At 61.2% G+C, this 13752-nt stretch carries 14 protein-coding genes and 1 riboswitch; all 14 genes read left to right on the forward strand.

The genetic code is table 11. From position 1 onward, the window contains the following. The first annotated feature begins 96 nt into the window (after positions 1-96). Positions 97-226: riboswitch (guanidine-I (ykkC/yxkD leader) on the forward strand. Between the two features lie 55 nt (positions 227-281). The 14 genes from G485_RS25580 (at position 282) to G485_RS25595 (ending at position 13687) form a co-directional block, all read left to right on the forward strand. Further along, a complete protein-coding gene (locus G485_RS25580) occupies positions 282-1304 on the forward strand; it encodes an ABC transporter substrate-binding protein (RefSeq protein ID WP_035155291.1) in 1023 nt (340 codons plus the stop codon). Positions 1305-1310: 6 nt separating this feature from the next. Then, complete coding sequence (locus G485_RS0108050; RefSeq protein WP_084423199.1) at positions 1311-2189, forward strand: ABC transporter permease; 879 nt, start codon at positions 1311-1313, stop codon at positions 2187-2189. 51 nt (positions 2190-2240) lie between these two features. Then, positions 2241-3065: an ABC transporter ATP-binding protein gene (locus G485_RS0108055; protein WP_084423200.1), complete on the forward strand. Its 825-nt coding sequence runs from the start codon at positions 2241-2243 to the stop codon at positions 3063-3065. Between the two features lie 361 nt (positions 3066-3426). Next, entirely contained in the window at positions 3427-3969 is a 543-nt protein-coding gene (gene spoVT / locus G485_RS0108065) for a stage V sporulation protein T (protein WP_027092149.1), read from the forward strand. 207 nt (positions 3970-4176) lie between these two features. After that, positions 4177-5880 carry a polysaccharide biosynthesis protein gene (locus G485_RS25585; RefSeq protein WP_051318101.1) on the forward strand — a complete coding sequence of 568 codons (1704 nt, stop codon included), beginning with the start codon at positions 4177-4179 and terminating at the stop codon, positions 5878-5880. 7 nt (positions 5881-5887) lie between these two features. Then, positions 5888-7375, forward strand: a complete 1488-nt coding sequence (gene yabN / locus G485_RS0108075; protein WP_027092150.1) for a bifunctional methyltransferase/pyrophosphohydrolase YabN — start codon at positions 5888-5890, stop codon at positions 7373-7375. 179 nt (positions 7376-7554) lie between these two features. Continuing rightward, entirely contained in the window at positions 7555-7827 is a 273-nt protein-coding gene (locus G485_RS0108080; protein WP_027092151.1) for an HU family DNA-binding protein, read from the forward strand. 3 nt (positions 7828-7830) lie between these two features. Beyond that, positions 7831-8106, forward strand: a complete 276-nt coding sequence (locus tag G485_RS0108085) for an RNA-binding S4 domain-containing protein (RefSeq protein ID WP_027092152.1) — start codon at positions 7831-7833, stop codon at positions 8104-8106. Between the two features lie 167 nt (positions 8107-8273). Continuing rightward, a complete protein-coding gene (gene yabP, locus G485_RS0108090) occupies positions 8274-8516 on the forward strand; it encodes a sporulation protein YabP (RefSeq protein WP_051318108.1) in 243 nt (80 codons plus the stop codon). Beyond that, complete coding sequence (gene yabQ, locus G485_RS28280; RefSeq protein WP_051318102.1) at positions 8513-9106, forward strand: spore cortex biosynthesis protein YabQ; 594 nt, start codon at positions 8513-8515, stop codon at positions 9104-9106. The genes yabP and yabQ overlap by 4 nt, the downstream gene beginning before the upstream one ends. Positions 9107-9246: 140 nt before the next feature. Continuing rightward, a complete protein-coding gene (locus tag G485_RS0108100) occupies positions 9247-9561 on the forward strand; it encodes an FtsB family cell division protein (RefSeq protein WP_027092154.1) in 315 nt (104 codons plus the stop codon). A gap of 142 nt (positions 9562-9703) precedes the next feature. Beyond that, complete coding sequence (locus G485_RS0108105) at positions 9704-10141, forward strand: S1 domain-containing RNA-binding protein (RefSeq protein ID WP_027092155.1); 438 nt, start codon at positions 9704-9706, stop codon at positions 10139-10141. Positions 10142-10532: 391 nt separating this feature from the next. Then, positions 10533-13094 carry a stage II sporulation protein E gene (gene spoIIE, locus G485_RS0108110; protein ID WP_027092156.1) on the forward strand — a complete coding sequence of 854 codons (2562 nt, stop codon included), beginning with the start codon at positions 10533-10535 and terminating at the stop codon, positions 13092-13094. A gap of 134 nt (positions 13095-13228) precedes the next feature. Continuing rightward, complete coding sequence (locus G485_RS25595) at positions 13229-13687, forward strand: cupin domain-containing protein (protein WP_051318103.1); 459 nt, start codon at positions 13229-13231, stop codon at positions 13685-13687. Positions 13688-13752: the final 65 nt, after the last annotated feature.

Genomic DNA, 13752 nt, shown 5'->3' on the forward strand with positions numbered 1-13752 from the left:
TGAAGGCTGATAAAATAACAGCAAATCCAGCAAAAATGTCATTTAAGTGTGAATAAAATTAACAAACTAAACTGAATACTAACCGTTCTCATGAGGAACGTAGCTGTCTAGGGTTCCGTTGATTGCAAGATCAAGCTGGTCCGAGAGACGGCGTATGGACAGGGGCCGAATATCGTGATCGCTGCGCACCCGCCATATAACACGGAAGGATAAAAGCCTGGGAGACCCTCTCTCTCCTAGGCTTTTTCTTTTTTTATAGCCAATTGAAGGAGTGGGGAGACATGAGAAGGACGACAAGGGGAATTCGATTAACGGCCGTCATGCTGCTCGCGATGGCTTTCGCGGCCGCCACGGCGCTTGCGGGATGCGGCGACAAGAAGGAGGCGGGATCGTCCGAAGAGCCGATCAAGCTGGCGCTCAGTCCGTGGCCGGGCTGGTATTTCTGGTTTCTGGTCGACGAGAAGGGCTTCTTCCAGAAGCACGGCGTCAACGTCAAGCTGGAGTGGTTCCCGGTTTACAGCGATTCGCTCCAGGCTCTGTTCACGGGCAAAGTCGATGCGAACAGCCAGACGCTGTCGGATACGCTTGCGCCGGCATCCAAAGGGATCAAGCTGAAGGCCGTCCTCGTCAACGACAATTCCAACGGGGGAGACGCGATCGTCAGCAAGCCGGACATCGCCTCGGTGAAGGATCTGAAGGGCAAAACCGTCGCGACGGAGCTCGGCACGGTCGATCATCTGCTGCTGCTGACGGCGCTGGAGCAGAACGGCTTGAAGGAGAGCGACGTCAACTACGTCAACATGACGGTCAACGACGCCGGTCCGGCGTTCATCTCGGGCAAGACGGACGCATCCGTCCTCTGGGAGCCGTTCCAGACGACGGCGGTCAAGGAAGGGAAGGGCAAGGTGCTGTTCTCGTCCAAGGATACCCCTGGACTAATCCCGGATCTGCTCGTGTTCCGCGAGAGCGTCGTGAAGAACCGGCCGGACGACGTTCAGAAGATCGTGGACGCCTGGTTCGACGCCCAGAACTACTTCAAGGACCATCCGGACGAAGCGATCGAACTGCTCGCGAAGAAGGCGGAGACGTCGCCGGAAGATTTCAAGCTCGGGCTGGGCAGCATCAAGCTGTTCACCGCCGAGGACAACCTGAACGCGTTCGGCCGGCGGGAAGAGTACACTTCGCTCTCGTACACCGGCAAGAAGACGGCGGAGTTTCTGCGAAATCTCGATATGATCTCCTCCATTCCGGACGTGGACGCCTTATTGGAACCGAAATTCGTGCAGAAAGCAGCGGGAGGGTGATCGGCTATGGCTAACGCGGGTGAAGAGATCGGAACGGCGGCGTTCGGCGGTGCGGCGTCCGAGGCCGCCCGTACGGCGGGAAGTTCGCAAGCGGCCAGACCGGCGCGGCGGCAGCGGATTCGGATTTTCGAAGACATCTCCAGACGGGCTTTTGCCGTAACCGCGGTCGTCTCTTTCGCCGTTCTGCTGCTCGTATGGTCGATTCTTAGCTACGGAAAAATGGTGAACCCGGTGTTCCTGCCGACGCCGGGCGCCGTCGTGAAGACGTTCGCGGATTTGCTGGGGACGCAGGCGTACTGGCATCACATCGGAATCAGCGTGTTCCGCGTGACGTCCGGCTTCGTTCTCGCCTGCCTGGTGGCGATCCCGCTCGGACTGGTCGCCGGCACGTTCCGCATCGGGGAAGCGTTCCTCGAGCCGCCGATGGAATTTATCCGCTACATGCCCGCGGTCGCCTTTATTCCGCTCATCATGGTGTGGGCCGGAATCGGCGAGTGGGCGAAAATCCTGCTTATTTTCATCGGCTGCTTCTTCCAGCTCGTGCTGATGGTCGCTGCGGACACCCGCCAGGTGTCGAAGGAGCTGGTGCAAGCTTCGTTCACGCTTGGGGCGACCCGCTGGCAGGCGATTCAGACGGTCATTATTCCGGCGGTGCAGCCGCGCCTGCTGAACACGATGCGGCTCATGCTCGGCTGGGCGTGGACGTACCTGGTCGTCGCCGAGCTCGTCGCGGTAAACAGCGGCCTCGGCTATGCGATCATGAAGGCGCAGCGGTTCCTGAACACCGATCAGATCTTCGTCGGGATCATCGTCATCGGTCTGCTCGGGCTGATCAGCGACCGGATCTTCGCATTTCTGAACAAACGGATGTACCCTTGGGTCTAGCTTGAAGAGGGTCCAAGCGGCCATCCGCCAATCCAACGGAGGTGGTCTACTATGAGCGGCATCGCGGCGAGCGCGAGGGATGGCGATCGGACGGAGACGGCTCGTGCCGGAGCCGGGGAGATTGCGATTCGGGGCGTAACGAAAAATTACGGAGCGGGCAAAAAGGAATTTCGGGCGCTGGAGGACATACGGCTGACGATCGCGGCGAACGAGTTCGTGACGATTCTCGGGCCTTCGGGCTGCGGCAAATCGACGCTGCTTCGCATCGTCGCCGGGCTGGAGGACGCGAGCGAAGGGGAAGTCGCCGTCGACGGCGCAACCGTCGTCGGTCCGGGCGCGGACCGGGGCATGGTGTTCCAGGGCTATACGCTGTTCCCGTGGCTGACCGTCCGCGAGAACATCGAATACGGCCCGAAGCTGAGAGGGGTCCCGATTCTCGAACGGCGCGCCGTCTCCGACCGCTACCTGCGCGTCACGCGGCTTGAGGCGTTCGCGAATCATCTGCCGAAGCAGCTGTCCGGGGGCATGAAGCAGCGGGTGGCGATCGCCCGGGCGCTGGCCAACGGCCCGAAGGTGCTGCTGATGGACGAACCGTTCGGAGCCCTTGACGCACAGACGAAGCTTGAAATGCAGGAAGCGCTGCTGGACGTCTGGGAGAAGGAGAAGACGACGGTGCTGTTCATCACGCACGATATCGACGAAGCGATCTTCCTGTCGCAGCGCATCGTCGTCATGGGCGCCGGTCCCGGCCGGATCGTCCGCGAGTACGAGGTTTCGCTGCCCGGCGAGCGTTCGCCGGAAGTGCGGGAGCACCCGGCGTTTCTGAGGCTGAAGCGGGAGCTGACGGGGCTTCTGAAGCATAAGGAAGAGGCGTAGGCGGAAGCGGAGCCTACAAGATGGGGCTGTCCTGCCAGGTTTAACACCTGGGGGACGGCTCTTTTTTATGGATATGGGACTATCGGCCGGCAATCGGGGTAGGAAGGAAGAAGCAATTTCTTCGGCGCACGTTCCTACACCCTGAAAATGGAATGCGGATGCGAATATTTGTAGCGGACTGTTGGCTTATTTCTCCACCTGTGGGCAAGCGCATAAGTTAATGGGAGGGGTTGAATACTATGCCCAAGTTCAAGTTCACTTTTTACCGACTGTTCCAGCGTTCGTCATACAAGCGTTCCGCCGCGGGCGGGGAAATCGCATCAAGGTTCAAAACATCCAAGAAAGTGGGGCAACTCCAGCCATGAAAGCAACCGGGATTGTACGTCGCATCGATGACCTCGGCCGGGTCGTTATTCCGAAGGAAATTCGCCGCACGCTCCGCATTCGCGAAGGGGATCCGCTCGAAATATTCGTGGATCGCGACGGAGAGGTGATTCTCAAGAAATATTCGCCGATCGGCGAATTGGGCGACTTCGCCAAGGAATACGCCGAATCGCTGCACGAGAGTACGAACCATACCGCGATCATCTCCGACCGCGACACGGTGATCGCCGTCGCCGGGGCGTCCAAGAAGGAGTTTTTGGACAAGCCGGTCGGAAGCCTCCTCGAGAATTGCATGGAGAACCGCAAAATTCAACTGGAGCGCCAAGGCGGCACCTACGAAATTTTGCGGGACGGCGCCGAATATTTCTCTTCCTTCGCGATCGCTCCGATCGTGGCGGGCGGCGACCCGATTGGCACGGTGCTGCTGCTGAGCAAGGAAGAGGGCGTGTCGATGGGCGAAATGGAGAGCAAGATGGTCGAGACGGCCGCCGGGTTCTTGGCCAAGCAAATGGAGCAATAAGAACGCGTCCGGTCACGAAAAGCTTCCCGAGGGTGGACACACTTGCGGGGAAGCTTTTTTTGTAGGCGGCGGGAAGGCCCGGCCGGATGGGAAAGCGCGTGCGCGATGAAGGGGATTGAATGGGATTATTGGGGGCCATCCATGCTATAATGCGTTCATGGAAGTTTCCCGATGCTTGAAGCTGAGGAAAATGGAAGGAACGCTGGCATGACGACGGATCGAAGGACAAGCGGGGGCTCGCAGCTTTGGCGGGGGGCCGCGTGGCTTGGCGGGGCGGCGCTGCTCTCCAAGCTGATCGGCACCCTGCAGAAGATCCCGCTGCAAAATTTGGCGGGCGACCGCGTGTTCGGCCTTTACAGCGCGGTTTATTCGCTCGCGGTCATGTGGATGACGCTGGCGTCGGCCGGCGTGCCGGTGGCGGTGTCCGTGCTCGTGGCCGAGCGGACGGCGGCGGGCGACGACGACGGAGCCCGGCGGGTACTCCGCTGGTCGATGGGGCTTCTCTCCGCGACCGGGCTCGTCGCGTTCGTTCTGCTGCAATGGGGAGCGAACCTGTTCGCGGGCTGGATGGGCGTTCCGGAGGCGGCGGACGCGATCCGCACGTCGTCGCTCGCGCTTCTGTTCGCGCCGATGACCGCCGCGATGCGCGGCTATTCGCAAGGCAGAATGAATATGCTGCTCCCGGCCGTCTCGCAGCTTATCGAACAGTCGGCGCGAGTGGCGTTCATGCTGATCATGCTGTTCTGGTCGCTGGAAGGATTCTGGTCGGCCGGCGCCACGGCGGCGGCCGTGCACGGCGGGCTGGCTGCCGGCGCGTCCGCCGGGCTCGTCGCGATGCTGTGGATGAACCGGGGCGGCGAACGGGCGGCTGCTTCGGCGGTCTCCGGCTTGCGCGGCAGGGAATCCCGGGCGGCGCTCGTCAAGCGGATCGCGGCCGTGGCGCTCCCCGTGGCCGCCGGCTCGGTCGTCGCGCCGCTGTTCGGCCTGATCGACGCGTTCACGGTGCCCCGGCTGCTGCAAGCTGCGGGCGCGACCTCCGCCGAAGCGATGGTCTCCTTCGGCGAATACAATCGCGGCATCGCGCTGCTCCAGCTCGTCGTCATGGCGGCGGGCGGCGCATCGGCCGCGATCGTTCCCGCGCTCACGGCCGCGCGGACGCGGGGCGACGCCGCAGGCCAGAGCGAGCAGGCGGCCTTCGCGATGCGGCTCGCCTGGTGGTTCGGCGCCGCAGCGTCCGTCGGCCTGGCGCTGCTGGCCGAGCCCGTGAACGTCGCCCTGTTCGCGGACGGCCGCGGCACGCTCGCCATGGCGCTGCTCGCGTTCGCGGCGCTGGGCGGCACGCTGCAGGCGGCCTCCGCCGCGCTGCTTCAAGGGCTGGGCGACTTGCGCTCGCCCGCCCTGCACCTGGCCGCCGCCATCCTGCTCAAGGCGGCCCTCAACGCGGCGCTCGCGCCCGCCTTCGGCATCGCGGGCGCCGCCGTCGCCGCGGTCGCGGCCTACGCGGCGGCGGCCGCGCTGAACGCGCGCGCCCTGCGCCGCCGCTTCGCGCGGGCGCCGGGCCGCGCCGGCGCCGGCATCGCCTGGCGCAGCGGGCTCGCGCTCGCCGCGATGGCGGCCGCGGTCGCGCCGCTCCGGCTGGCGCTCGAAGCGCTGGCCGCCGGCCTGCCCGAGCGCCTGGCCGCGCTTGCTGCCGCGCTGCCGTGCATCGCGGTGGGCGCGCTCGTCTACGCGGCCGCGCTCATTGCGCTCGGCGCGCTCGGGCCGCGCGAATGGCGCGCCCTGCCCGGCCTCGGGCGCGGCTCCGCCGGCGACCGCTGGCTGTCGCGCCTGCGGCCGGGCGCCGCCCGCCGGGAGACCGACCCGGCGCGGGCCGATGACAACGCAACCTTCAACCATACCCCGGAAGGATGATCGACTTATGCCCTCCATTACGATCGTCGGGCTTGGGTCCGGCGGAGAAGACCAATTAACCCTCGGCGCGCTGAAAACGCTGGAAAACGCAAAGCTGCGCTTCGTCCGGACGTCCGACCATCCCGCCGTCGCCGATCTGGCGCGCCGGGGAATCGAATTCGAATCGTTTGACCCGGTGTACGAGAGCCTGAACGACTTCGAGCAAGTGTATGAGACGATCGCGGAGAAGTTGCTCCGGACCGCCGCCGGCCAAGGGGACGGGAATGTCGTTTATGCGGTGCCCGGACACCCGATGGTGGCCGAGCGCACCGTTCAGCTGCTGCGCCGCCGCGCGCCGGAGCTCGGCGTGGAATTACGCCTTATGGGCGGGGAGAGCTTCCTCGACCAGGCGTTTCTGCGGCTCGGCTTCGATCCGATCGAAGGCTTTCAGCTTCTGGATGCCTCGGAGCTGACCCGCGAGCATCTGCGCCCCCGGCTCCATACGGTGATCGGCCAAGTTTACGACGTCTTTACGGCTTCCGACGTGAAGCTGGCGCTGATGAACGTCTATCCGGACGACCATCCGGTGGTCGTCGGGCAGGCGCTGGGCGTTCCCGGCGAGGAGCGGATCGAGACGATCCCCCTGCACGATCTGGACCGGCTCGACGCTTACGGCAACCTGACGCTCGTTTACGTTCCCGCCAGCTTCGACGACCGGCTGCGGCGGCGTTCTTTCGAGCGGCTCCACGAGATCGTCTCCGTGCTGCGCAGTCCCGAAGGCTGTCCTTGGGATCGCGCGCAGACGCACGCCTCCATCCGCAAAAACTTCATCGAGGAGACGTACGAAGCGGTCGAGGCGCTGGACAACGACGATCCGGACGGCATGAAGGAAGAATTCGGCGACGTCATCCTGCAGGTGCTGCTGCACAGCCAGATGGAAGAGGAAGAAGGCACTTTCGACGTTTTCGACGTGCTGGCCGAGCTGAACGACAAGCTGATCTTCCGCCATCCGCACGTGTTCGGCGGGGAGAACGCGCAGGACGCCGAGGAGGCGCTGCGCAATTGGGAAGCGATGAAGGCCGAGGAGAAGCGCCGCAAGGGCGTTCATGAGCGCGAATCGCTGCTGGACGGCATCCCCAAGGACTTGCCTTCTCTCTCCCGGGCCTATAAAATGCAGAAGAAGGCGGCTTCGGTCGGGTTTGACTGGCCGGACGTGGAAGGGGTCTTCGCGAAGATCGAGGAGGAGCTGGCCGAGCTGAGAGCCGCGGTCCGGGAGGAATCTTCCGATCGCCAGCAGGAAGAATTGGGAGATTTGCTGTTCGCCGTCACGAACGCCGCGAGATTCATCAAGGCCGATCCGGAAGCGGCGCTGGCGGGAACCAACCGGAAATTTGCCTCTCGTTTTCGCTATATCGAAGAGAAATTACGTATAAACGGCCGCACATTTGCCGAGACTGATTTAACAGAGATGGAAGATTGGTGGCAGCAGGCGAAAAACCCTAAGCAAAGGGGGTGACCAACCGCGCGAACCCTATTTTTTCATCATTTTTCGAGAAATTTTTTAGCGACAAGGCAGGATTTTTTTAGCAAGGGACAGAATACTATTCTTCGTGCAATGCCAAAAGACGATTTCCATGCGCTAATCGGCGTTGGAGAAGCAAAAATGAAAACAAAATCTAGGAGGAATTTTTGATTATGAACAAGACGGACTTGGTCAACAACATCGCGGAGAAAAGCGGACTTACGAAGAAAGACGTTGAATCCGTACTGAACGGATTTCTGGGCGAAGTATCCGAAGCGCTGGCCAAAGGCGACAAAGTGCAACTGATCGGCTTCGGCACGTTCGAAACTCGCAACCGTTCCGGCCGCGTAGGCCGCAACCCGCAAACGGGCAAAACGATCGAGATCGCAGCCTCCAAAGTTCCGGCGTTCAAAGCCGGCAACAAGCTCAAAGAAGCCGTTAAATAATTCATGCGTCTTGACAAGTACCTGAAGGTGTCGCGCCTCATCAAGCGCCGTACCGTTGCGAAGGACGTGTCCGATCAAGGACGCGTCCTTCTGAACGGTAGGGAAGCCAAACCGGGCAGCGTGGTCCAGGTCGGCGACGTTCTCGAGATCCAGTTCGGCCAGCGCACGCTGACCGTCAAGGTGGAGAGAACCGCGGAATCCGCCCGCAAGGAAGAGGCTGGAGAGATGTACACGATCCTGAAGGATGAGACTCGCAAGAACGATCCGACGTTCCCGTAACAACCCGCCGCTTTGGCGGGTTGTTTTGTTGCTGTAAGCCGACAATATCGGGTTACAGAGCAGCGCGGTGCTACTGTTCTATTTCGCCGGCCTCCCCCATAAGCTAGTCTCAAAAGGAGGGACGTGCCGTGGACCAGGGGAAGAGCGCCAAGCGGCAGGAAATCCGCATGCTCAACCGCAAGGTAATGGATATCTCCGGAGTGAGCAACGTGGAGAGCTTTGACAACGAAGAATTTCTGCTGGAGACGGAATGCGGATTTCTGGCCGTGCGGGGTCAGAATCTGCATATGAAGAACTTGAGCCTGGAGCAGGGAATGGTGACGATCGAAGGGCTCGTCCATTCGCTTGTCTACCTGGACGGGAGCGCCGCCGCCAAATCGAAGGGCTTGTTCGGGAAGCTGTTCAAGTGAACGCAAGCATGCATTGGGCGACCATCGGCGCCATGATTTTGTGCGGGCTGGCGATGGGAACGGCGTTCGACGTTTACCGGGTCGCCTGCTATCGCTTCTCGGTCCGGCGCTGGATGCTTCCGGGATTCGACGTCGTCTATTGGGCGGCGGCGACGATGCTCGTTTACCGGGTGCTGCTCGAGCGCAATTTCGGCGAAGTGCGGCTTTACGTCTTCCTCGGGATCGGAATCGGGATAACGGGCTATTTCGGCTTGTTCAGCAGGACGGCGATCAAGGTCATCTCGATGCTGTTCAGCGTGGCGCAGAATGTAGCGCGCTTCGTGTGGCGGACGGTGCGCATCGTCCTGATCGTTCCGCTGTTCTGGCTCGTCCGGGCGCTGGCCCGTCTGATCGACATCGTCTTCATCGTGATAGCCGCGTTCCTGCTGTGGATCGGCCGGCTGCTGTACAAACCGCTGTCGGGTTTGGGCAGCTGGCTCTGGAAGCTGCTGCTCCCCGTCCGGAGAAGAGCCCGGCCGATCGTCGATTTCTATCGCTCCGCAAGGGATAAATTCCGGGCCATCGTCGAACTGCTCAGGCGCAAGCCCTAATTTCGACAGAATTCTTGCCGGATTTGCGTCGGAAGAAGGATATGGCGCTGCGCCTGATTGTGCTACAATTATACCGTTTAACCATATCGATCCGGCAGGGGACGACCGGCATTGCCTGAGCATAGGGGGGAGCTTCAGACGTGGCATCTCAAACATCGACGGCAACGACGCCCGCATCGGTCGGTGCGCGCAGGCGGTTGAAGCTGCTTCTGATCGTCGTGGTTCTTTTTATGAGCTGGGCCGTCTACACGTTGCTTCTTCAATATCATCAGTCGAACATACGCACCGGCCAGCTTCGGGAAGTCAAGAGCAGGCTGAGCGAAATTCAGGCGAAGAACCAGTCGCTTCAGCAAGAGATCGACCGGTTGAACGATCCCGAATATATCGGACAGATCGCCCGCAAGGAGCAAGGAATGGGTTTGCCGGGAGAGAAGCCCATCCAGGTGGACAAATAAACCCATGAAGCGGCTCGGGACAACGGACGGCAAGGATGAACGTCTGTTGACCTTGCTTTTTGGTATCGGTTATAATCGGCTCATAGCCGGAATTATATAAATTGCTCGGCACACTTATGTTCAGGGAGGAACATCGGTTTTTATGGCCATTGAAGTGGGCACCAAATTGGAGGGCAAAGTCACTGGCATCACGCATTTCGGAGCTTTCGTGGATTTATCCGGGGGCGTAACGGGCCTCGTTCACATCTCCGAGATCGCGGACAGCTATGTCAAGGACGTTCATGAACATCTTAAGATCAATGACGTCGTTACCGTCAAAGTAATTAATGTAGACAAGGACGGTAAGATCGGGCTGTCGATTCGGCAAGCGGTGGACAAACCTCCGGAACTTCAGCAGCAAATGCCGCCCCGCGGGCCTCGCGGTGATCGCGGCGGTCGTCCCTTCAAACCGGGTGGCCCGAGCCGCGCCTCGTTCGAGGATAAAGTATCCCGGTTCCTCAGAGACAGCGAAGAACGCATGTCCAACCTGAAGAAGAACACCGAATCCAAGCGTGGCGGACGCGGCGGACGCCGGTCGTAAGCAGGCGCCGCTCCGATATAGATGAATACGCTCCGGACCCGATGAGGGTCCGTTTTTTTATTTTTTTCTAACGTGACCGAAGAATTCCCGGATATTCGCGTTCATCCGGCAATTGCGCGCAGCCGGACGTTCGCGCTTCCTCGGGTTCCGCCGTCGGATGAGGGCGTTTTCCGTACGCGAAGGGTACCTCACCGACGCTCCGGGAGGCTGTCGAACAGGGCGAATTCCCTTGAGCGGCGAGGGTTCGCGCCCGATCCCGAATGCCGTCGGCGGCAGATCGTGGGAACTGTCGGAAAAAACTTTGGACCAGCCAACGGCTTCTGACAAACTTTGTTTAACCCGGCTCCTATAATTAGAGGCACATTCTTTTAGGAAAATGAGGTGCGCGTAAATGGTCAAGCCGTCCGTCGTTCCGTTCGTGCCGCGTCCGCAGCGGGATTCGCAATTCGAAGAGATGAAAAAAGAAAGGCGATGGTTTCGAAAACGGGAGCGGGAAACCCCGCGAGTAGGAAAGGGAACGAAGGACGTTCCGGGTTGGAGAGACAAATGGGCGCTATGGAGCGAGATGGCGCGCAAACGGCAGTGGCTCGTCGGCATTCTTCTCGTCGGGTTTCTTCTCGGGCGAGCTGTCATGCTGGAAGGGCTGACGCCGTTCGCGCCAGCTTTCTTCGCCGTCGTTCTCTATTTGCGCAGGGAGCATGCCATCTGGGCCGCTCTGGCGCTTATAGGAGGCAGCTTCTGGTCCGCGGATCCGGTTCCTCTAGCCATCGCCGCGGAGATCGGCATCATTTATTTGCTGTTCAGAGGTCTTGAAGCATACGAGCATGCGGATTTGTCGCAAGCGCCCATCGTCGTGTTCTCCGCGACCCTGCTTGTCCGACTGTTCGATACCGTTTTGACGGATCGCATGGAGTGGCTCCCCTACGCCTTGACGTTCGTCGAAGCCGGCTTGGCGGCCGTTCTTACCTTGCTGTTCCTTCATGCGCTGCCCATTCTGTCGAGAACCGCCCGCAAGACGCGGCTTCGGCACGAGGAATGGATCGGCGCCCTCATTCTCATAGCTTCGGTGATGACCGGCGTCGTCGGCTGGGCCGTTCAGGGCGTGGCGGCCGAGAACGTGTTGTCACGGTATATCGTGCTGCTCTTCGCCTTGGCGGCCGGCCCGCTGATGGGAACGGCGGCCGGCGTCGTGGCGGGAATCGTGCTCAGCCTGTCGGACTTGAGCGCCGTCTCGCAGATCGGCCTTCTGGCGTTCGGAGGGCTGATGGCCGGTCTCATTCGCGAAGGCGGCAAGGCGGCCGCCATCTTCGGCCTGCTGCTGGGCACGTCCGTACTTTCTTTATACGGGGGGAACGCGGAAGATACGCTCGCCTCGGCGTGGGCGTCGGTCGCCGCGTCCGTCCTGCTGCTGGCGACGCCCAAATCGATTGTTCGCCATATTGCAAGATATGTGCCCGGCACCGCGGATTATGCCCACAATCAGCAAGATTACGCGAAGAAAGTGCGGGATCTTACCGCGGAGCGGGTCGAGCGCTTCTCCGAAGTGTTCCGGCAGCTGTCCCGAAGCTTCCGGCAGATCACCTATGCCGGGGAGACGGCGCGGCAGACGCAGGATTTCGACCACTTCGTCAATGCGGTCCACGACAACAACTGCGCGAATTGCCACCGCTACGGCCAATGTTGGGACGGGCAGTTCTTCCAGACGTACAAGCTGCTCACGGACATGATGAGCGCGGTGGAAGCCGAACCGGACATGACGCCGTCCAAAATCCCCAAAGCGTGGAACCGCCATTGCGTGAAAACGCCGCAGGTGCTGGACGTGCTGAAGCGGCAGTACGACTTGTACCGCCACGACCTTCATTGGCGCCGCCAGCTGCAGGACAGCCGCCTTCTCGTGGCGGATCAGCTCCACGGCGTCTCGCAGGTCATGGACGACCTGGTGAAGGAAATCCGTAGGGAGGCCAAGGAGCTCAACCATCACGAGGAGCGGATCCGGAAGGAGTTGGATCGTCTCGGGCTGGCCATCCAGAGCATCGACATCATCAGCCTGGAGGAGGGTCACATCGAGATCGAGATCGTGCACGCGTTCCGGCCCGGCTTCGACGAATGCCGGAAAATCATCGCTCCGCTGCTGGCCGACATTCTGGGCGAGACCATCTCGGTCAAGAGCGAGGAGCCGGTAGAGGAGGGCAGCCCGTGGACGACGGTGACGTTTGCCTCCGCGAAAGCCTTCGAGGTGGAGACCGGCGTCGCCGGCGCGGCCAAAGGCGGCGATTGGCTGTCCGGGGACAGCTTCAGCATGGTGGAACTCGGAAGCGGCAAGTTCGCGGTATCGCTTAGCGACGGAATGGGCAACGGAGCGAGAGCGCGCATGGAGAGCAGCGCCGCCTTGTCCATGCTGGAGCAGCTGCTGCAGTCGGGCATCGACGAGAAGCTGGCGGTGAAGTCGGTCAACTCGGTGCTGCTGTTGCGGTCGCCGGAGGAGATGTTCGCGACGGTGGATCTCGCGCTCATCGATCTGTACACCGGACAAGCCACCATGCTGAAAATCGGATCGACGCCAAGCTTCATCAAGCGCGGTCGGGACGTCATTCCCATCTCCGCGGGCAACTTGCCGATCGGCATCCTTCAGGATATCGAGATCGACGTGCTGCAAGTCGAGCTCCAGCCGGGCGACACCCTCATTATGATGACCGACGGCATTCTGGACGCTCCGGACCATGCGGTGAACAAGGAGCTGTGGGTGAAGCGCGTGCTTCAGGAAATCGCGAGCGACGATCCGCAGGAGATCGCCGACAGCCTTCTCGATATGGCGCTGCGCCAATATCCGGGGGGCGGTATTCGCGACGACATGACGGTGATCGCCACCCGCATTACCCGCCATCAGCCGGAATGGTCTTCGTTCCGCTGGCCGGGAATCAGCCGTCTCGAGCGGCCAAGGACGGTGAGCTGAATGCGGCGAACATCGGCAACCGCCAGAGGACCATAAGGAGACAACGATTATGAAGGAGAAGGGAGGGATCGGTTTATCGAGGCCGCGAACGGGTTCATTCAGGGGGAAAAGGAGGCGACAAAGGAGGAGCTCGCATGAGCATGGCCGCGGTTCGATTGATGATGTTCCGGGATGACGCGGAGCGGATCGAGAGCGCGTTCCACCGGCACAATTGGCGCAACAGCTGGACGGGCGGCGTTTACGATTATCATCATTATCATACCAATACGCATGAGGCGCTCGGCGTCGTCCGGGGATCCGCCACGCTCCGGCTCGGGGGAGAGAGCGGACAAGACGTGGAGATCCGGGCCGGCGACGTTCTGGTGCTTCCTGCGGGAACCGGGCACCGGCGGCTGCGCGCAAGCGGCGATTTTCTGGCGGTAGGAGCTTACCCCGACGGCATGAACTGGAATTTGAAGACCGCGGAGGACGGAGGCAGGGACCAAGCGCTGTCCGACATACAGCGCGTTCCGCTTCCGGAGACCGACCCGGTGTACGGGAATCGCGGGCCGTTGCTGGACCATTGGCGGGAAGCCAGTGCCGAGAAGGGATGATATAGATCGACGGGTCGGGACCGCCCATTCGCGTTCCCGATCTTTTTGTGCTTGCAGCCCATTAT

Source organism: Cohnella thermotolerans DSM 17683 (assembly GCF_000429825.1).
GTDB classification, from domain to species: domain Bacteria; phylum Bacillota; class Bacilli; order Paenibacillales; family Paenibacillaceae; genus Cohnella; species Cohnella thermotolerans.

What these genes read in the sequence shown, in the direction of transcription:
- G485_RS0108105 (WP_027092155.1), top strand. Translation starts at nt 9,704, where the DNA reads ATGGCCATTGAAGTGGGCACCAAATTGGAGGGCAAAGTCACTGGCATC.
- yabP (WP_051318108.1), top strand. Translation starts at nt 8,274, where the DNA reads ATGCTCAACCGCAAGGTAATGGATATCTCCGGAGTGAGCAACGTGGAG.
- G485_RS0108080 (WP_027092151.1), top strand. Translation starts at nt 7,555, where the DNA reads ATGAACAAGACGGACTTGGTCAACAACATCGCGGAGAAAAGCGGACTT.
- G485_RS25595 (WP_051318103.1), top strand. Translation starts at nt 13,229, where the DNA reads ATGAGCATGGCCGCGGTTCGATTGATGATGTTCCGGGATGACGCGGAG.
- yabN (WP_027092150.1), top strand. Translation starts at nt 5,888, where the DNA reads ATGCCCTCCATTACGATCGTCGGGCTTGGGTCCGGCGGAGAAGACCAA.
- G485_RS25580 (WP_035155291.1), top strand. Translation starts at nt 282, where the DNA reads ATGAGAAGGACGACAAGGGGAATTCGATTAACGGCCGTCATGCTGCTC.
- G485_RS0108085 (WP_027092152.1), top strand. Translation starts at nt 7,831, where the DNA reads ATGCGTCTTGACAAGTACCTGAAGGTGTCGCGCCTCATCAAGCGCCGT.
- G485_RS25585 (WP_051318101.1), top strand. Translation starts at nt 4,177, where the DNA reads ATGACGACGGATCGAAGGACAAGCGGGGGCTCGCAGCTTTGGCGGGGG.
- G485_RS0108050 (WP_084423199.1), top strand. Translation starts at nt 1,311, where the DNA reads ATGGCTAACGCGGGTGAAGAGATCGGAACGGCGGCGTTCGGCGGTGCG.
- spoVT (WP_027092149.1), top strand. Translation starts at nt 3,427, where the DNA reads ATGAAAGCAACCGGGATTGTACGTCGCATCGATGACCTCGGCCGGGTC.
- G485_RS0108055 (WP_084423200.1), top strand. Translation starts at nt 2,241, where the DNA reads ATGAGCGGCATCGCGGCGAGCGCGAGGGATGGCGATCGGACGGAGACG.
- spoIIE (WP_027092156.1), top strand. Translation starts at nt 10,533, where the DNA reads ATGGTCAAGCCGTCCGTCGTTCCGTTCGTGCCGCGTCCGCAGCGGGAT.